General features: G+C 60.9%; 16 protein-coding genes. 9 read left to right on the top strand and 7 right to left on the bottom strand.

What is annotated here, in order from left to right:
* The first annotated feature begins 42 nt into the window (after positions 1-42).
* Positions 43-1,140, top strand: coding sequence for a lytic murein transglycosylase B (mltB, locus tag PG883_RS07645; RefSeq protein ID WP_045525304.1), 1,098 nt, complete (start codon positions 43-45; stop codon positions 1,138-1,140).
* Positions 1,141-1,185: 45 nt separating this feature from the next.
* Here mltB and PG883_RS07640 read toward each other — a convergent pair whose 3' ends face one another.
* The gene (locus PG883_RS07640; RefSeq protein WP_113977979.1) at positions 1,186-1,668 is read right to left on the bottom strand and encodes a MarR family winged helix-turn-helix transcriptional regulator; all 483 of its coding nucleotides are present in this window, start codon (positions 1,666-1,668) and stop codon (positions 1,186-1,188) included.
* 94 nt (positions 1,669-1,762) lie between these two features.
* Here PG883_RS07640 and PG883_RS07635 point away from each other — a divergent pair, with 94 nt between their 5' ends.
* Complete coding sequence (locus tag PG883_RS07635; protein WP_113977977.1) at positions 1,763-2,644, top strand: DMT family transporter; 882 nt, start codon at positions 1,763-1,765, stop codon at positions 2,642-2,644.
* Positions 2,645-2,718: 74 nt separating this feature from the next.
* On the opposite strand, the gene pgm is transcribed toward PG883_RS07635, so the two are convergent.
* Together pgm and seqA are read right to left on the bottom strand one after the other, a co-directional pair.
* A complete protein-coding gene (gene pgm, locus PG883_RS07630; protein WP_010674109.1) occupies positions 2,719-4,368 on the bottom strand; it encodes a phosphoglucomutase (alpha-D-glucose-1,6-bisphosphate-dependent) in 1,650 nt (549 codons plus the stop codon).
* Between the two features lie 53 nt (positions 4,369-4,421).
* On the bottom strand, positions 4,422-4,931 hold the full coding sequence (seqA, locus tag PG883_RS07625) for a replication initiation negative regulator SeqA (protein ID WP_042017344.1): 510 nt from the start codon (positions 4,929-4,931) through the stop codon (positions 4,422-4,424).
* Between the two features lie 290 nt (positions 4,932-5,221).
* Between seqA and PG883_RS07620 the strand changes: the two genes are divergently transcribed.
* Genes PG883_RS07620 through fldA form a run of 4 tightly spaced genes read left to right on the top strand, consistent with a single transcriptional unit; the run spans position 5,222 to position 7,145 of the window.
* Entirely contained in the window at positions 5,222-5,986 is a 765-nt protein-coding gene (locus PG883_RS07620) for an alpha/beta fold hydrolase (RefSeq protein ID WP_113977976.1), read from the top strand.
* A 55-nt stretch (positions 5,987-6,041) separates the two neighbouring features.
* Positions 6,042-6,263: a DUF2788 domain-containing protein gene (locus tag PG883_RS07615; protein WP_010674106.1), complete on the top strand. Its 222-nt coding sequence runs from the start codon at positions 6,042-6,044 to the stop codon at positions 6,261-6,263.
* Positions 6,264-6,283: 20 nt separating this feature from the next.
* Positions 6,284-6,580: a LexA regulated protein gene (gene ybfE / locus PG883_RS07610; protein ID WP_005325670.1), complete on the top strand. Its 297-nt coding sequence runs from the start codon at positions 6,284-6,286 to the stop codon at positions 6,578-6,580.
* Positions 6,581-6,620: 40 nt separating this feature from the next.
* Positions 6,621-7,145, top strand: a complete 525-nt coding sequence (fldA, locus tag PG883_RS07605; RefSeq protein WP_010674104.1) for a flavodoxin FldA — start codon at positions 6,621-6,623, stop codon at positions 7,143-7,145.
* Positions 7,146-7,213: 68 nt separating this feature from the next.
* Here fldA and PG883_RS07600 read toward each other — a convergent pair whose 3' ends face one another.
* Positions 7,214-7,687 (bottom strand): DUF4442 domain-containing protein, encoded by a 474-nt coding sequence (locus tag PG883_RS07600; RefSeq protein ID WP_010674103.1) that lies wholly within the window; start codon positions 7,685-7,687, stop codon positions 7,214-7,216.
* Positions 7,688-7,918: 231 nt separating this feature from the next.
* Between PG883_RS07600 and fur the strand changes: the two genes are divergently transcribed.
* Positions 7,919-8,347 (top strand): ferric iron uptake transcriptional regulator, encoded by a 429-nt coding sequence (fur, locus tag PG883_RS07595; RefSeq protein WP_010674102.1) that lies wholly within the window; start codon positions 7,919-7,921, stop codon positions 8,345-8,347.
* A gap of 99 nt (positions 8,348-8,446) precedes the next feature.
* Here the strand turns inward: fur and glnS are convergent, their stop codons facing one another.
* The 3 genes from glnS to nagE all read right to left on the bottom strand — a co-directional run bounded on the left by glnS (position 8,447) and on the right by nagE (position 14,691).
* Positions 8,447-10,108 (bottom strand): glutamine--tRNA ligase, encoded by a 1,662-nt coding sequence (glnS, locus tag PG883_RS07590; RefSeq protein WP_041215537.1) that lies wholly within the window; start codon positions 10,106-10,108, stop codon positions 8,447-8,449.
* Positions 10,109-10,450: 342 nt separating this feature from the next.
* Positions 10,451-13,114 carry a beta-N-acetylhexosaminidase gene (locus tag PG883_RS07585; RefSeq protein WP_223924473.1) on the bottom strand — a complete coding sequence of 888 codons (2,664 nt, stop codon included), beginning with the start codon at positions 13,112-13,114 and terminating at the stop codon, positions 10,451-10,453.
* Between the two features lie 122 nt (positions 13,115-13,236).
* On the bottom strand, positions 13,237-14,691 hold the full coding sequence (gene nagE, locus PG883_RS07580) for an N-acetylglucosamine-specific PTS transporter subunit IIBC (RefSeq protein ID WP_143237325.1): 1,455 nt from the start codon (positions 14,689-14,691) through the stop codon (positions 13,237-13,239).
* Between the two features lie 272 nt (positions 14,692-14,963).
* Between nagE and nagB the strand changes: the two genes are divergently transcribed.
* Positions 14,964-15,764 carry a glucosamine-6-phosphate deaminase gene (nagB, locus tag PG883_RS07575; protein WP_010674098.1) on the top strand — a complete coding sequence of 267 codons (801 nt, stop codon included), beginning with the start codon at positions 14,964-14,966 and terminating at the stop codon, positions 15,762-15,764.
* Positions 15,765-15,773: 9 nt separating this feature from the next.
* Positions 15,774-16,919 carry an N-acetylglucosamine-6-phosphate deacetylase gene (gene nagA / locus PG883_RS07570; protein WP_039039842.1) on the top strand — a complete coding sequence of 382 codons (1,146 nt, stop codon included), beginning with the start codon at positions 15,774-15,776 and terminating at the stop codon, positions 16,917-16,919.
* The last annotated feature ends 4 nt before the right edge of the window (positions 16,920-16,923 follow it).

The raw sequence follows: 16,923 nt of genomic DNA, 5'->3' as shown, positions 1-16,923 counted from the left end.
TTTTACCATGACGCCACTCTTTTTCAGGCTCACGAGAACCCTATGCGTCGCCTTGTCTGTGTCCTCTCCCTGTTTCCCCTGATCTACGGCTGCAGCAGCACGCCGGCGCCCAAGCCCGTGGTCAAACCCCAACCCAACAGCGCCTTCATCAACCAGACGCCGCCGAGCAAACCCTTCTACGGGCAGGTGAGCCAGCCCGGGGTCAGCAAGGGGGACTTCGCCAATCGTTCCAACGTGGACAACTTCGTGCAGCGGATGGTGCAAAAGCACGGCTTCGACGGCGCCGAGCTGCACCGGGTACTGGCCCAGGCCGAGCGTTATGACTGGATCATCAAGCTGATGGACGCCCAGGCCCCCACCACCAGACCGCCCACCGGCCCGACCGGCGCCTGGAACCGCTACCGCGCCAAGTTCATCACCCCGGACAACGTACAGAACGGCGTCAACTTCTGGCGTGAATACGAGAGTGAACTCAACCGGGCGCAGCAGATCTACGGGGTGCCACCCGAGATCATCGTCGGCATCATCGGGGTGGAGACCCGCTGGGGTCGGGTGATGGGCAAGACCCGCATTCTCGACGCCCTGGCGACCCTGGCATTTGACTACCCGCGCCGCGCCGACTTCTTCACCGGCGAGCTGGAAGCCTTCCTGGTGATGACCCGGGATGAGGGGATGGACCCCACCGAACCCAAGGGCTCCTATGCCGGGGCCATGGGCTACGGCCAGTTCATGCCGTCGAGTTTTCGCAACTACGCGGTGGACTTCAACGGCAACGGCCACACCAACCTGTGGGATCCGGTGGATGCCATCGGCAGCGTGGCCAACTACTTCAAGGCCCACGGCTGGGAGAAAGGGCAGCCGGTGGCAGTACGCGGCCAGGGACAGCTGCCGGGCTATGAGCACGGCTTCCAGACCCGCTACCCGGTGGCCACCCTGCGCGGTGCCGGGCTGGCTCCCACCGGCTCCCTTGGCAATCACAAGGAGGCGAGCCTGCTGCGTCTGGATGTCGGCACCGGTTACCAGTACTGGTACGGCTTGCCGAACTTCTACGCCATCACCCGCTACAACCACAGCACCCACTACGCCATGGCGGTATGGCAGCTTGGCCTTGCCGTCAGGGATGCCAGAGGCGGCTACTGAGCCAGCCTCAATGCCAACGAAAACGGGCCCGATGGGCCCGTTTTGCTATTCGTTTTCCAGCAACCAGCGCTTGAGCAGGGCCGCCAGCTGCTCCTGTTCGGCCAGGCTCAATGGGGCCAGCAGGCGACGCTCGTTCGCCACGTGCTGCTCCACCGCATGGTCAACCAGCTCCCGCCCCGGCTCCGTCAGGCAGACCAGCAGGCTGCGCCTGTCATCGGGGGAGGCTTCACGTCTTATCAGGCCACGCTGCTCCAGCTTGTCGAGCCGGGCCGTCATGGCCCCTGAACTCAGCATGGCGGACTGGTAGAGCGCGGTCGGGGTCAGCGACTCGCCGGCCCGACGCAGGGTCGCCAGGATATCGAAATCAGACCCCAGCAGACCGCACTCCTTGAGGGTCTCGTTCACTTCGCGCCCGGCGATCGCCGCCATGCGCGCCACCCGCCCCAGCACCCCCATGGGGGTGCAGTCGAGGTCCGGGCGCTGCCGGGCCCACTGGGCCAGCAGCTGATCTACATGATCACTCTCCATTGGGGCTCCATTATCTTTACATGAAGATACTTGATAATAAACCAACTCGCGACTAATGTATCTTTACTTGAAGATACTTTGTTGCGAGATAACCATGCCACTGCTGATCGCCCTGCTCGCCCCCCTGCTCTGGGGCAGCACCTATGCCGTCGTCAGTCTCTACCTGACCGACTACTCCCCCTACTGGGTGGCCGTGTGGCGCGCCCTCCCCGCCGGGGTGCTGCTGCTGTTGCTCCATCCCCGCAGGCCGCCTCTCGTCTGGAGCAGGCAGTTCCTGCTGGCGTTTTGCAACATCACCGCCTTCTTCGCCCTGCTGTTCGTGGCGGCGTTTCGCCTGCCCGGCGCCGTGGCGGGTACGTTGGGAGCGACGCTGCCCCTCATCCTGATGGGGCTGGCCTGGCTGCAAGACGGTGTCAGACCGACGATCAAGTGGCTGTTGCTGGGGGTGATGGGGCTCGTCGGGGTGCTCTTGCTGCTCAATCCCTCTGCCAATCTGGATCCCGTCGGCGTGGCGTGCGCCCTGCTCGCCACCCTGCTCATCGGCCAGTCGAGCCGCTGGATGCAACGCTGGCCGGTGGACGATCTGCTGGCCCTGACCGCCTGGCAGCTGCTGCTGGGCGGCCTGATGCTGATCCCGCTGGCCTGGTGGCTGACCGGCCCCATGCCCCTGCCCCGGGCTGACGCCACTCCCGGGCTTATCTGGCTGGTGATCCTCAATACGGCTCTGGCCTACTGGGCCTGGCTCTGGGGACTCAAACGCCATGGCCCGGAGGTGATGGGGATGCTGGCCCTCACCAACCCCATGGTGGCGGTCTCCTGCGGTGTGCTGATGGTGGGAGAAACCCTGGATGGCCGTCAGTGGCTCGGCATCGGCATCATCCTGCTCTCTCTCTTCCTGATGAAGCTGCCGGCCCGCTCCTTCCTCAAGCGCTGGCAGAACCGCAAGGCCGCCACCGGCAGCGTCGACAACGGCTGATCCGCAGTCAACCCGACACAAAAAGAAGAGGAGCCACCAGGGCTCCTCTTTCACATGGGTTGTTGCCGTAAGGGTCAGACGCCGGCCTTGGCCAGGGCGGCGGAGACAATCTGCTGGGCTTCCTGCTGGATGAGGTCCAGGTGCGCCTCCCCCTTGAAACTCTCCATGTAGATCTTGTAGATGGACTCGGTACCGGAGGGGCGCGCCGCGAACCAGCCGTTCTCGGTCACCACTTTCAGGCCGCCGATGGCGGCATCGTTGCCCGGCGCCTTGGTCAGCTTGGCGAGGATGGGCTCGCCAGCCAGGGTGGAGGCTTCCACCAGGGCCGGATCCAGCTTGGAGAGCACCGCCTTCTGGGCGCTGTTGGCCGGGGCATCGATGCGGCGGTAGCTGGAGCGGCCGAATCTGGCTTCGAGCGCATCGTAGTGGGCCTGGGGATCCTTGCCGGTCACCGCCAGGATCTCGGCCGCCAGCAGCGCCAGGATGAAGCCATCCTTGTCGGTGGTCCAGACGGTACCGTCCTTGCGCAGGAAGGAGGCACCCGCGCTCTCCTCGCCGCCAAAGCCGAACTCGCCGCTGTAGAGACCGTCCACGAACCACTTGAAGCCGACCGGCACCTCTTTGAGGGTGCGACCGATCTCGCCGGCCACCCGGTCGATCATGGAAGAGGAGACCAGCGTCTTGCCGACGGCCGCCCCCTTGGGCCAGCCGGTTCTGTGGGTGAACAGATACTGGATCGCCACCGCCAGATAGTGGTTCGGATTCATCAGGCCCGCCTTGGTGACGATGCCGTGACGGTCGTAGTCAGGGTCATTGCCAAGGGCGATGTCGAACTTGTCTTTCAGGGCAATCAGGCTCGCCATGGCGAACGGGCTGGAACAGTCCATCCGGATCTTGCCGTCTTTGTCCAGGGTCATGAAGGAGAAGGTCGGATCGACCTTGTAGTTCACCACCTCGATGTCCAGACCGTAGCGCCTGGCGATGACGTCCCAGTAGGCGACGCCGGAGCCACCCAGCGGATCCACGCCGATCTTGATGCCAGCCTGCTTGATGGCGGCCAGATCCAGCACGTTTTCGAGATCATCCACATAAGGGGTGACATAGTCGTGTTCCACCACGAACGGGCTCTTGAGGGCCTCGGCAAACGGCATCCGCTTCACGCCGGCCAGGCCCGCTTCCAGGATCGCGTTGGCGCGATCCTCCACCCACTTGGTGATCTCGCCTTCGGCAGGACCGCCGTGGGGCGGGTTGTATTTGAAGCCACCATCTTCCGGCGGGTTGTGGGACGGGGTGATCACCACGCCGTCCGCCTGGGCCACGGGTTTGCCTGCGTTGTGGCGCAGGATGGCATGGGAGATGACCGGGGTCGGCGTGAAGCCGAGGCCAGCCTGAATGCGGGTCTCGACACCGTTGGCCGCCAGCACTTCCACCGCGCTGGCAAAGGCGGATTCGGACAGGGCATGGGTATCCATGCCGACGAACAGCGGCCCCGTGATACCGGCCTGCTGGCGGTACTCCACCAGCGCCTGGGTCACCGCCAGAATGTGGGATTCGGTGAAGGCGCTGTGCAGGGCGCTGCCGCGGTGACCGGAGGTGCCGAAGGCGACCCGCTGCTCAGGGCGGCTCATGTCCGGCTTGTTGAGGTAGTAGGCGCTGACCAGACGGGGAATGTTGGTCAGATCGCAAAGACGAGCCGGCTGACCGGCGTGGGAATGCTGTGCCATGGCGTTTTCCTTGAGCTGAGCCTTGCCCGGCAAGGCCTGAAGTCATTGATGGGTTAAACGGCGCCGCACACCCGAGCCGTCAGATCCTCGTCATAACCCATGCTGTTCATGAGCTGGGCCACCATGTTCTGCTTGCGGCTGGTATTGGTATTGGTGATCACCCAGAACGGGGTCTCCGGTACCGGCTTGGGCTTGGTGGTGCTGCCACTGGCACGCAGCGCTTCCGGGTCACGGGAGAAGTAGACGCGCTTGCGCCCTTTTATCTCGGTCGCCTGGGTGAAGCCTTCCGGGTTGTCCCGATAGAGGGTGCTCAATACCAGCATGAAGCGGTTGATGGACTTCTCTTCTTTCTGAAGCTCGCCGGAGTCCAGCAACGCCTCCAGCCCCAGGGCATCTGCCACGGGTTGCGGTTGCATCGCAGGCGCGGCCGCCACGGTTGCCGTGCCGGCCTGGGCGGGTTGCTCCAGCAGGCGACGCAGGATATCGGACGCACTCTCGCCGATGTGCCGGGTCTGGCTCGCGATAAAGAAGTAGAGATCGTCATCAAGCTCGATGGTTTTCATAGGGATGCGCTGGACTCGTCGAAATTCGGATGCGGCGATTATACATAGGCAGACCCGGCAGCCCAAGCAAGGGGCGGACAGATGTGCATGAATCTCCTTGAGAATACGGCATAATGACGGGCCAAGTGTGTGATCCCCCGCACTGATAGCCGATCCCGGGGCGATATTTTTGAAAAAAAACCACAAAAAAATCCCCCACCAGGAATGAAATCCTTTTCTTTCAGTGTGTTAAAAATTATGGCGATAGAGCCCACGACCGATAAGGTGTCATTTTGCAACAATACCCACGATTGAACTTCAAGGATCAGGGCGAAGGCCCGACTGTCGTGCTGATCCATGGCCTCTTTGGCAGCCTGGACAACCTCGGCCTGCTGGCGCGCCCCCTCTGCGAACAATACCGGGTCATCAGCGTCGATCTGCGCAATCACGGCGCCTCCTTTCACTCGGACGAGATGAGCTACCCGGCCCAGGCGGCGGACATCCTGGCCCTGCTGGACCATCTTGGACTTGAGCAGGTGGCCCTGGTGGGCCACTCCATGGGGGGCAAGGTCGCCATGCAGGTCGCCAAGCAGGCCCCTCACAGGGTCAGCAAGCTGGTGGTGGCGGACATCGCCCCGGTGGCCTATCCCCACGCCCGCCACAAGAACGTGTTTGCCGGGCTCAATGCCACGCTGGCCACGCCCCCCCAGAGCCGCAGCGAGGCGGAAGCCATGCTGGCCGAGCACATCGAGATCGCCGGGGTGCGCCAGTTCCTGCTCAAATCCTTCGCCAAAGGGGAGTCTGGATGGGGGTGGCGTTTCAACGTGCCGGCCCTTGAGCGCAACTACGCCAACATCATGGGCTGGCCCGACGATGAACGCCGCTTCGAAGGCGCGACACTCTTCATCAAGGGGGGCGACTCCGACTATATGCTGCCCGAATACACCGGGGCCGCGATGGCCCAGTTCCCGGCCGCCAGGGCCCGCGTCATCGCCGGCACCGGCCACTGGTTGCACGCGGAAAAGCCGGTTTTGTTCAACAAACTGGTTGTGGATTTCCTGTCGACAGGCGGTTAACAGTTTCAAATCCTTTGTGATATAGTGCGCCCGTCTTAAGGAGTGCGCGCAATCCATGCTGAGTGAACACATCGATCTCATCGAGAGTCTGGGCCTGAAACTGTTCTTCGTGGCCATCTTCCTGCTGATTGGTCTGGCCATTCAGGACGTGCTCAAACGGGGCAATGTGCCCCGCTTCGGCCGCTTCATCGTCTGGCTGGTGCTGTTTCTGGGTTGCGCGGGTTTTGTCGCCAAGGGGCTGATCGAAATGGGCTGGGAAGGCTCAGGGATCGGCTAACTACTTTTCATCTGTGATGTATGGCCAAACAGCAAACTGATCGAACAACACTGGATCTGTTCGCAACTGAGAAGCGCCCCGGCAGGCCAAAGACCAATCCACTCCCCCGCGAGACCCAGCTCAAGATCAACAAGCGCAACCAGCTCAAGCGCGATCGTGAGAACGGGCTGAAACGGGTCGAGTTAAAGGTGGAAGCCGAGTTGCTGGAGCGCCTGAACCAACTTGCGCTGCAACAGAACGTCAGCCGAGCCGAGCTGATCCAATCTATCCTGAAGCAACAGATCGAGTCTGCTCATGCAGCAGGCATCGCAATCTGAACCGTCAAGCATCAACACCAGATACGGGTAACGAAACACTATGGCTAGTGTAGGTCTGTTTTTCGGCAGCGATACCGGTAATACCGAAGCTGTCGCCAAGATGATCCAGAAAGAACTGGGCAAACAACTGATTGAAGTCCGTGACATTGCCAAGAGCAGCAAGGCCGATATCGACAGCTTCGATCTGCTGATGTTCGGCATCCCGACTTGGTACTACGGCGAAGCCCAGGCCGATTGGGACGACTTCTTCCCCGAACTCGAAGAGATCGACTTCAACAACAAGCTGGTGGCCATCTTCGGATGCGGCGATCAGGAAGACTATGCCGAGTACTTCCTCGACGCCATGGGCACCCTGCGTGACATCGTCGAAGCCAAGGGCGCCATCATCATCGGCCACTGGCCGACCGCCAGCTACGAGTTCGAAGCCTCCAAGGCGCTCGTGGATGACAAACACTTCGTGGGCCTGGGCATCGACGAAGATCGCCAACCCGAACTGACAGCCGAGCGTGTCAAGGGCTGGTGCAAACAGCTGCACGAAGAGATGTGCCTGGGCGAGCTGGAGTGATCTGATCTCCCTCCCTCTTCATGCAACAAGGGCCCCGACGGGGCCCTTGTTGCATCTGCAGCAGGCATTCAGCCACCCCTGTGCTGGGGCTTGGATCTGACATAGAGGGTGCGCTTCACCTGGGCCACCAGCTCGCCCTGACCATCCTGCACCTGCACCTCGAACTCGGGAAAGTGCTTCTCTCCCCCCTCGGTCGCCGCCACGATCGATGCCAGCTTGGCGTCGCTCAGGGTGAACTCCGCCACCAGTTTGCCCTTGCCCGGCTTGATGAAATTGATGCTGCCCGCCTTGTCCCACACGTAGTAGCGGTTCTTGAAATAGCCCATCAGCATCAACGGGTAGATGGGATCCGTCATGGCGAACATGCTGCCGCCGAACTGGGTCCGGTTGGCATTCTTGTTCCACCAGCGGGACTTGAGCGTCACCCGGCAGAAGCGGAAATCGGGGCTCAGGGTTTCTATCTTGATGCCTGCGCCCCAGAAGGGGGGCCAGGCGTTGAGGGCGCAGCGCACCCAGGCGGCATTGCCGAAAAGCCAATCCATGGATCTCATCCGACCAGACTATAAAGAAGTCACATAGTATCAACATTCTCTGGTCGAGCAAGCGGGCCTGAATATTCCCATGACGGGCTTGATGATCTAAAGCCCTTGAATTGCTGGGTTTATTTTTAACTTGGCTACGACCTATAATGACAGGCCAAGCGAGTTCGTGGTTGCCATTACAGCGGCAGTCAATCAGAATAACCACACCTTCGAGAATGCGAATAAATAGAAATGGCAGACAACAACCAAGCGTTAAAAAAGGCCGGGCTCAAGATCACCTTGCCCCGTGTCAAGATCCTGGAAATCCTGCAACAGCCGGACTGCCAGCACACCAGTGCGGAAGATCTGTACAAACGGCTGATCGATCAGGGCGAGGAGATTGGTCTCGCTACCGTTTATCGCGTTCTCAACCAGTTTGATGATGCCGGTATCGTCACCCGTCACCATTTCGAAGGGGGCAAGTCGGTGTTCGAGCTCGCCACCCAGGAGCACCACGACCACCTGGTCTGCCTCGACTGCGGCAAGGTGATCGAGTTCTCCGACGAGGTGATCGAACAGCGCCAGCGCGACATCGCCAAGGCGCACAACATCCGCCTGACCAACCACAGCCTTTACCTGTATGGCCACTGCGCCAACGGTGACTGCAAGCACGACGATTGATTCGGCCGGGTCGGCGCAATAAAAAAGCCAGCATGATGCTGGCTTTTTTGTGTCCGCAATCCGGACCAGAAGCGGCAGGGTCTCCCCTGCCCTCTTCTATCAGGCCTCGGCCTTGCCCCAGACGTCACGCAGGGCCACGGTGCGGTTGAACACCAGGTGCTCGGCGCTGGAGAGCTTGTTGTCGGCGCAGAAGTAACCTTCACGCTCGAACTGGTAGGCAAACTCCGGCTTGGCATCCTTCAGGGAAGCCTCCACCCGGGCCCCTTCGATGATCACCAGGGATTCCGGATTCAGGGCCGCTTCGAAGTCATCCTCGGCGCCCGGGTTCGGCACCTTGAACAGACGGTCATAGAGACGCACTTCGGCCGGCAGGGAGTGAGTGGCGCTGACCCAGTGGATCACCCCTTTCACCTTGCGACCGTCCGCCGGATCCTTGCCCAGGGTCTCGGGGTCGTAAGAGCAGTAGATGCAGGTGACCTTGCCGTCCGCATCCTTCTCGACCCGCTCGGCCTTGATGACGTAGGCGTTGCGCAGGCGCACTTCCTTGCCCAGCACCAGCCGCTTGAACTGCTTGTTGGCTTCCTCTTTGAAGTCAGCCTCGTCGATGAAGATTTCGCGGGAGAAATGCAGCTCACGGGTCCCCATCTCCGGCTTGTTCGGGTGCGCTGGCGCCGTCAGCACCTCGTCCGCCGCCAGGTTCTCGATCACCACCTTCACCGGGTGCAGCACGGCCATGGCGCGCGGGGCGTTCTCGTTGAGATCGTCGCGGATGCAGGCTTCCAGCATGCTCATCTCAACGATGTTGTCCTGCTTGGTCACACCGATGCGCTTGCAGAACTCGCGGATGGAGGCCGGGGTGTAACCACGGCGGCGCAGACCGGAGACGGTCAGCATGCGCGGATCGTCCCAGCCGTTCACGTGCCCCTCGGTCACCAGCAGGTTCAGCTTGCGCTTGGACATGACGGTGTATTCGAGGTTCAGACGGGAAAACTCGTACTGACGGGGGTGACAGTCGATGCTGATGTTGTCCAGCACCCAGTCATACAGGCGACGGTTGTCCTGGAACTCCAGGGTACACAGGGAGTGGGTGATCCCCTCAAGGGCGTCCGAGATGCAGTGGGTGAAGTCATACATCGGGTAGATGCACCACTCGTCACCGGTCTGGTGGTGGTGGGCAAACTTGATGCGATAGATGACGGGATCGCGCATCACCATGAAGGGGGATGCCATGTCGATCTTGGCGCGCAGGCAGGCGGAGCCTTCGGCCATCTCACCGTTTTTCATCTTGGCGAACAGGGCCAGGTTCTCTTCCACGCTGCGATCGCGGAACGGGCTGTTCTTGCCAGGAGCGGTCAGGGTGCCGCGGTATTCGCGCATCTGCTCCGGGGAGAGCTCGTCCACATAGGCCAGTCCCTTCTCGATGAGCTCGATGGCGTAGCCGTGCAGCTTGTGGAAATAGTCGGAGGAGTAGCAGATCTCGCCGCTCCACTGGAAGCCCAGCCACTGGACGTCCTGCTTGATGGACTCCACGAACTCGATGTCTTCCTTCGCCGGGTTGGTGTCATCGAAACGCAGGTTGCACTGACCCTGATAGTCGCGGGCGATGCCGAAGTTCAGGCAGATGGATTTGGCGTGGCCGATATGGAGATAACCGTTCGGCTCCGGCGGGAAACGGGTATGCACGCTGCTGTGCTTACCGCTGGCCAGATCTTCATCAATGATCTGACGAATAAAGTTAGTTGGGCTGTTCGCCTGACTCATGGCTCACCTCAAAAATGCGTCACTGGCGGACGTTGTGCCGGCTGGCACCCTCATACCCCCGCCGTCAAGCCGGGTATGATCCCTCATTACGCGCCCTGCCTCAACCTGAATTTGGCCAATTCGGGTCATTGGCGCACCAAAAACGGCGAAACGGGAGAAATTGCAGAGATCCTGGTCAAAAAAAGCCCCGCACGGGGCGGGGTCTCAAGTGATGAAAAACAGACAAAACACACACAACAAAGGTTCACACGCAGAGTCAACCTTTCCCAAACCCGATGGCCATCGATCTTGGGAAAGGCGGGTCTTGCGACCCACCTTGCGTTATGGATTGAAGGCTAGCTATCAGTTCAGCTCGGTGACGCGGCTGGTGCGCTTGCCATCGAAGCTGGTGGTACGCAGGTAGACCTTGCCATCCACGGTCGGCTTGGCGGCAGCGTCGTAGGCGCTCCAGCTCTTGCCATCCAGGCTGTACTGGATGGGCAGACCCGGCAGATCCACGTTCGCTTCCAGCACACCGTTCACCACCTTGGCACCCGGTACGGAGAGGCGATATTCCACCCCGGCCTGGTCCAGTTTGGGCAGCACGCGCTGACCCAGCACGTTGGCAAACTGGTTCCACTCCTTGTTCAGGGTGGCCTTGTTCACGTGCTTGGTGGTGCCGGAGAACTCGCGACCCTTCACGTAATCGAGCTCGAAGCCGCCCTTGTGCCAGGCGCGCTCGGCCACGGAGAAGATGCGCGGATAGACCATGTATTCGTACTGGGCATCGGTGCGCACGGTTTCACTCCATTGCTGACCGGAGATCCCCTTGAACTTGACCGGATCCTGGTCACCCTTGGCCACGAAGGCGTTGCCGTCGCGGTCAACCGAGGCCTCGGCGTTCTGCGGCAGGTTTTCCGGGGCGAAGGCGAACACCTTGCGGGTGTCGTTGAAGCGGGTTGCCCAGTAGTAGCCGCGCTCGGCCGGGTGTACCTCGTTCGGGAAGTCGAAGTAGAGGTAATCCGGGTTGGAGAGCACCACGTCATAGCCCTTGTGCGCCCACTTCATCGCCTCGTTGAAACCACCCCAGTAGAGGGTTTCCCAGAAGTTGACCCGGGTCTTGTCGGTGGCGAATACGCTGGCATCCGTGGCGTACTTCAGGCCATCTTCCCACGCCTGCAGGGTGGAGAAGCCGTGGCCCTTGACCATCTCGCTCACTTCCTTGGCAAAGTAGACCGGCAGCTCGGCCACGTCCTTGATCTTGCCATCGTCGATCATCTTCTGGCACATGGGGGACTTGCCGAACGGCTTGTCCTGCTTGCTGGAGTCGACGTTGCCCTTCCAGGCCACCAGATCTTCTTTCTTGGTGACGGCCGGATCCTGGTAACCACCGCCCTGCATGATGTTCTTCGCCTCGTCACCACCGTAGTGCCAGGCGGTCAGCGGCTGGCCGGCGGCCTGGTGCATCTGGGCCACTTCGTCCATCACCTTGGCCACGAAGGTGGCGGCACCCGGCTGGCAGGGGTTGATGAAGGACATCTTGTCGTAGAACTGCACCGAGGTGACGTTGGAGGTATCAGCCGGGTCAGTCAGACGGAACTGGTTGGCCTCGGCTTCTTTGCCCTCGCTCATCAGACGCTTGTAGCGCGCCTCCATGGAGACCACGGCGGCACGGGCGTGGGCCGGCATGTTGATCTCGGGGATCACGGTCACACCGCGGGCCTTGGCATAGCGTACCAGGTCGATGTAGTCCGCCTTGCTGTAGAAACCGGAGCCCTGGTTGTCGCTGGTGGGGCCGGAGCCAAGCTGCGGCATCAGGCACTTGGTTTCGGACTCGTCATGGCAACGCTGGCTGCCGACGTCGGTCAGCTCCGGCAGGCCCGGGATCTCCAGACGCCAGCCTTCATCATTGGTTAGCCCCAGGTGCAGCACGTTGAGCTTCATGGCGGACATCTGATCCACCAGCTTCTTCATGGTCTCGGGGCTTCGGAAGTGACGGGCCACGTCGGTCTGCATGCCGCGGTATTCAAAGCGCGGCGCATCCTCGACGCTCATCTGGCTCACCAGCTTGTCGTCAACCCCCAGCAGAGAGATCAGGGACTGGGCGCCCCAGAAGGCGCCGTCAACGTCGTGCCCCTGAATGACGGTGCCCTTCTTGCCGATGGTCATGTCGTAGCCTTCGGCCTGCTTGAGCTTGCTGCCGAGCTTGATGGTGACCGGGTAGCCGGTGTCGGAGAGGGTAACACCCAGCTTGGTCAGTTGCGCCTTCAGGGCCTCGGCGCGATCGCTTGGCAGGTCAAGGGCATTGAGCTTGATGGTGGAGAAGTCGACTTGCGGGCCGGCCTTGACCACCTGCTTCATCGGGCTCGGCAGGATGCGGTCGTCAATCTTGCCGGCAGGCAGCAGGGTGCTGGTCTGGTTCGCGGCGAAACGGGTCTCGCTGTTCATCAGGATGTTGTTGTCATCCTTGGTGCGCTTCCAGCCATCGGCCGGCATCGGCTTCTCGTAGGTGCTGGCATCGTCGATGTTGCTCATGCTGGCCAGCACTTTCGGCTCGGCCCCTTCACTGGCGACATACCAGTTCGGCATGATGTCAGATTCAAACAATACCCAGTATTCCACCACCAGGGGCACCTCGACCGTGGCGTCCTTGGCAAAGCCCTGGAACTTCTCGGTCGGCGTCAAACGATAGAGGTCGCCGGTCAGGTGGGTGATGGTGAACTGGTCGTTGTCCACCCGCTGGATGCGGCGGATGGAGGAGACATAGATGCTCCAGTCCTTGGAGGTGACGTCGGCACCGGTATTGGTCAGGTGCAGCTTGGCAACGCCGCAGCTCGCCCACTCGGAGCCCAGCGCCTGGCAGTCAAGACCGGCGCCGGCACCGTCATTGGTGACGACTTCGTACTTGACGACGAGGTTGCTGGCGAGGGCGTCGACCACCGCTTGCCTGGCAGCATCGGCTGCAAGTGCGGGACCGGCGAAAACGGTAGACATGGCAATGGCTAACAGAGAATGTTTCAAGTTCATAACTGCTGCTCTCATTTGAAGTAAAGGTTGGATTTTCTTGGCTTTTTTTATATGGGGCCCCGAGGCGGGGCCCTTAGTTATGTCAACAATGGACTTAGACTTGAGGTGAGCGAGTCGCTCGATTAACGCAGGGCTTTCATCTCACCGGCGATGATCTCGGCCAATGGGCCCAGAATCACCTGCAGGTTCTGCTCACCGAGCTTGACCACACCGGCCGCGCCCAGAGCTTTGAGCTTGCGCTCGTCAACGATGCTGCGGTCTTTCAGGGTCAGACGCAGACGGGTGATGCAGGCATCGATGGTCACCAGGTTCTCCTGACCACCCAGCACTTCCAGATACTGCTTGGCCAGCTCGGTGCGGTCGGTGGTTTGAGCCTGTACCGGCACGGCTTCGTCATCTTCACGACCCGGGGTTTTCAGGTTGAACTTGGCGATCACGGCGCGGAAGACCACGTAGTAGAGGCCGAAGAAGACCAGACCCTGTACCAGCAGCATGTACCACTGGGTCGCCAGCGGGTTGCGGCTGGAGAGCACCATATCCACCAGACCGGCGCTGAAGCCGAAACCGGCGATCCAGTGCATAGAGGCTGCGATGAACACGGAGATACCGGTCAGCAGGGCATGGATGACGTACAGTATCGGCGCCACGAACATGAAGGAGAACTCGAGCGGCTCGGTCACCCCGGTGAAGAAGGCGGCAAAGGCGGCAGCGATCATGATGGACGCAACCTTCTCTTTGTTCTCTTTCTTCGCGCTGTGGTAGATGGCCAGTGCGGCACCCGGCAGACCGAACATCATGATGGGGAAGAAGCCGGCCTGGTACATGCCGGTCACACCCACGACAGCCTTGCCGGCGTCGATGGAGGATTGGCCACCCAGGAAGTTCGGGATGTCGTTGATGCCGGCCACGTCGAACCAGAACACGGAGTTCAGGGCGTGGTGCAGACCGACCGGGATCAGCAGACGGTTGAAGAAGGCATAGATGCCGGCGCCGGTGGAACCCATGCTGACGATGGATTCACCGAAGCTCACCAGGCCACCGTAGATGACCGGCCAGACGGCCATCAGGATGAAGGAGACGACAATCATCACCACGGAGGTCACGATCGGCACCAGACGACGACCGGAGAAGAAGGCCAGCGCCTTGTGCAGCTCCACGCTGCTGAAGCGGTTGTACAGCTCGGCGGCGATGACACCACACAGGATGCCGACGAACTGGTTGCTGATCTTGGCAAAGGCTGCCGGCACCTGGTCGGCCGGGATACCCTTGATCTGGGCCACGGCGCCCGGGCTCAGCAGGGTGGTGACCACCAGGAAGCCGACCAGACCGGCCAGCGCGGCGGAACCGTCTTTATCCTTGGACATGCCGTAAGCGACGCCGACGGCGAACAGAATGGGCATACTGTCGATGATGGCGGCGCCCGCCTTGATCAGAAACGCAGCCAGAGGGCTTCCGCCACCCCAACCGTTCGGGTCAATCCAGTAGCCAATCCCCATCAGGATCGCGGCGGCAGGCAATACCGCTACCGGCACCATCAGGGCACGGCCGATCTTTTGCAAATAACCGAGAATGTTCACGGTTCCTCTCCTTAGTTGGTGTTTTTCTAGAAATTAAGTGCTTATCACGTTCGACGCATAAGCCATCAAGGCTTGATTGGCAGTCTATGTGTTTTATTTCGCTGCGCAAATTAATAAACCAGCTTTCGTGATCATTATCACTCAACAGAGATAAAGGTAGCCGATAGATGTGGCTTAGTTCGCAATCTTTATTTACGCTATAAAACAACTTGAATCCGTGTCTGGTCCCTTGCCGTCACTCCCTGTGCGGCAACCGTACTGAGGTATATAGAATGCGCCTGATCCCGTTGAAGTCTGCCAGCCAGGTGGGTCTCTGGTCTGCCCGTTACATCGTTGACCGCATCAATGCGTTCAAACCCACTGCCGAGCGTCCCTTCGTGCTGGGTCTGCCCACTGGCGGCACCCCGCTCAACACCTACAAGCGCCTGATTGAGCTGCATAAAGCCGGCGAGGTGAGCTTCCAGAACGTGGTCACCTTCAACATGGACGAGTACGTGGGGCTGCCCAAGGAACATCCGGAGAGCTACCACAGCTTCATGCACAACAACTTCTTCAATCACGTGGACATTCGCCCGGAAAACATCAACATCCTCAATGGCAACGCCGAGGATCTGGTGGCCGAGTGCCAGCGCTACGAAGACAAGATCAAGTCCTACGGCAAAATCCACCTGTTCATGGGCGGCGTCGGCAATGACGGCCACATCGCCTTCAACGAACCGGCCTCTTCCCTGGCTTCCCGTACCCGGGTCAAGACCCTGACCGAAGACACCCGCATCGCCAACTCCCGCTTCTTTGGCGGCGACATGGAGCAGGTGCCCAAGCTGGCCCTGACCGTGGGTGTCGGCACCCTGATGGACGCCGAAGAGATCCTGATCCTGGTGGTCGGTCACGCCAAGGCCCAGGCCCTGCAGGCCACCGTGGAGGGCAGCGTCAACCACATGTGGACCATCTCCACCCTGCAACTGCATCCGAAAGGGATTGTGGTGTGCGACGAACCTTCCACCATGGAGTTGAAGGTCAAGACGGTGCGCTACTTCCAGCAACTGGAAGCCGACAACATCAAACACCTCTGAGGAGCCCCCATGTACGCTCTGACTAATTGCACTCTCTACACCGGCAGCTGCGTGCTGACCGGTTATGGCGTGGTCATCGATGGCGACAAGATTGTCGCCATCTCCCGCCAGGCAGAACTGCCCGCCGGCATCGAGCAGATTGACCTCCAGGGCGCCAACCTCAGCGCCGGCTTCATCGACGTGCAGCTCAACGGCTGCGGTGGCGTCATGTTCAACGGTCACATCACCACGGACACCCTGGCCACCATGCAGGCGGCCAACCTGAAATCCGGGACCACCAGCTTCCTGCCGACCCTGATCACCAGCCCGGATGCGGACATGAAGCAGGCCGTCGCCGTCACCCGCGACTACATGGCCGCCCACCCCAACGAGGTGCTTGGCGTCCATCTGGAAGGGCCCTATACCAACCTCAAGCGCAAGGGGATCCACCCGGCCGAACAGATCCGCCAGCCCGCCGACGAGATGATCGACTTCTTCTGCGACAACGCGGACGCCATCGCCAAGATCACCCTGGCGCCGGAGCGCAACAAGCCCGAGCACATCCGCCGTCTGGTGGAAGCCGGCATCCTGGTCTCCGCCGGCCACACCGCCGCCAACTACGACCAGGCCATGGCGGGCTTTGACAACGGCATGCGCTTTGCCACCCACCTCTACAACGCCATGACTCCGACCCTGAACGGTCGCGAGCCCGGCGTGGTCGGTGCCATCTACGATCGCAAGGATGTCTATGCGGGCATCATCGTCGACGGCCACCACGTACACTGGGCCAACGTGCGCCTGGCGCACAGGATGCTGGGGGAGCGGCTGGTGCTGGTCACCGATGCCACCGCGGCGGCAGGTGCACCGGAAGGCTTTGAGAAATTTGATTTTTGCGGCGCAACCGTCTATTTCCGCGATGGTCAGTGCGTCGATGAGAATGGTACACTCGGCGGCTCCGCCCTCACCATGATCGAAGGGGTGGAAAATCTGGTCAAACAGGTCGGATTGCCGCTCGACGAAGCACTGAGAATGGCCACCCTTTACCCCGCTCGCGCCATTGGATGGGACTCGCGTCTCGGTAGTATCCAGGTCGGAAAAATTGCCAACCTCACCGTCTTTGATCAGGCCTTCGCGGTCTGCGGGACCGTGGTTAACGGACACTACACAACACAGTGACACT

This window comes from Aeromonas sp. QDB25, assembly GCF_027707725.1.
Classification (GTDB): Bacteria; Pseudomonadota; Gammaproteobacteria; order Enterobacterales; family Aeromonadaceae; genus Aeromonas; species Aeromonas caviae.
This window is presented reverse-complemented; position numbering and strand designations above follow the sequence as displayed.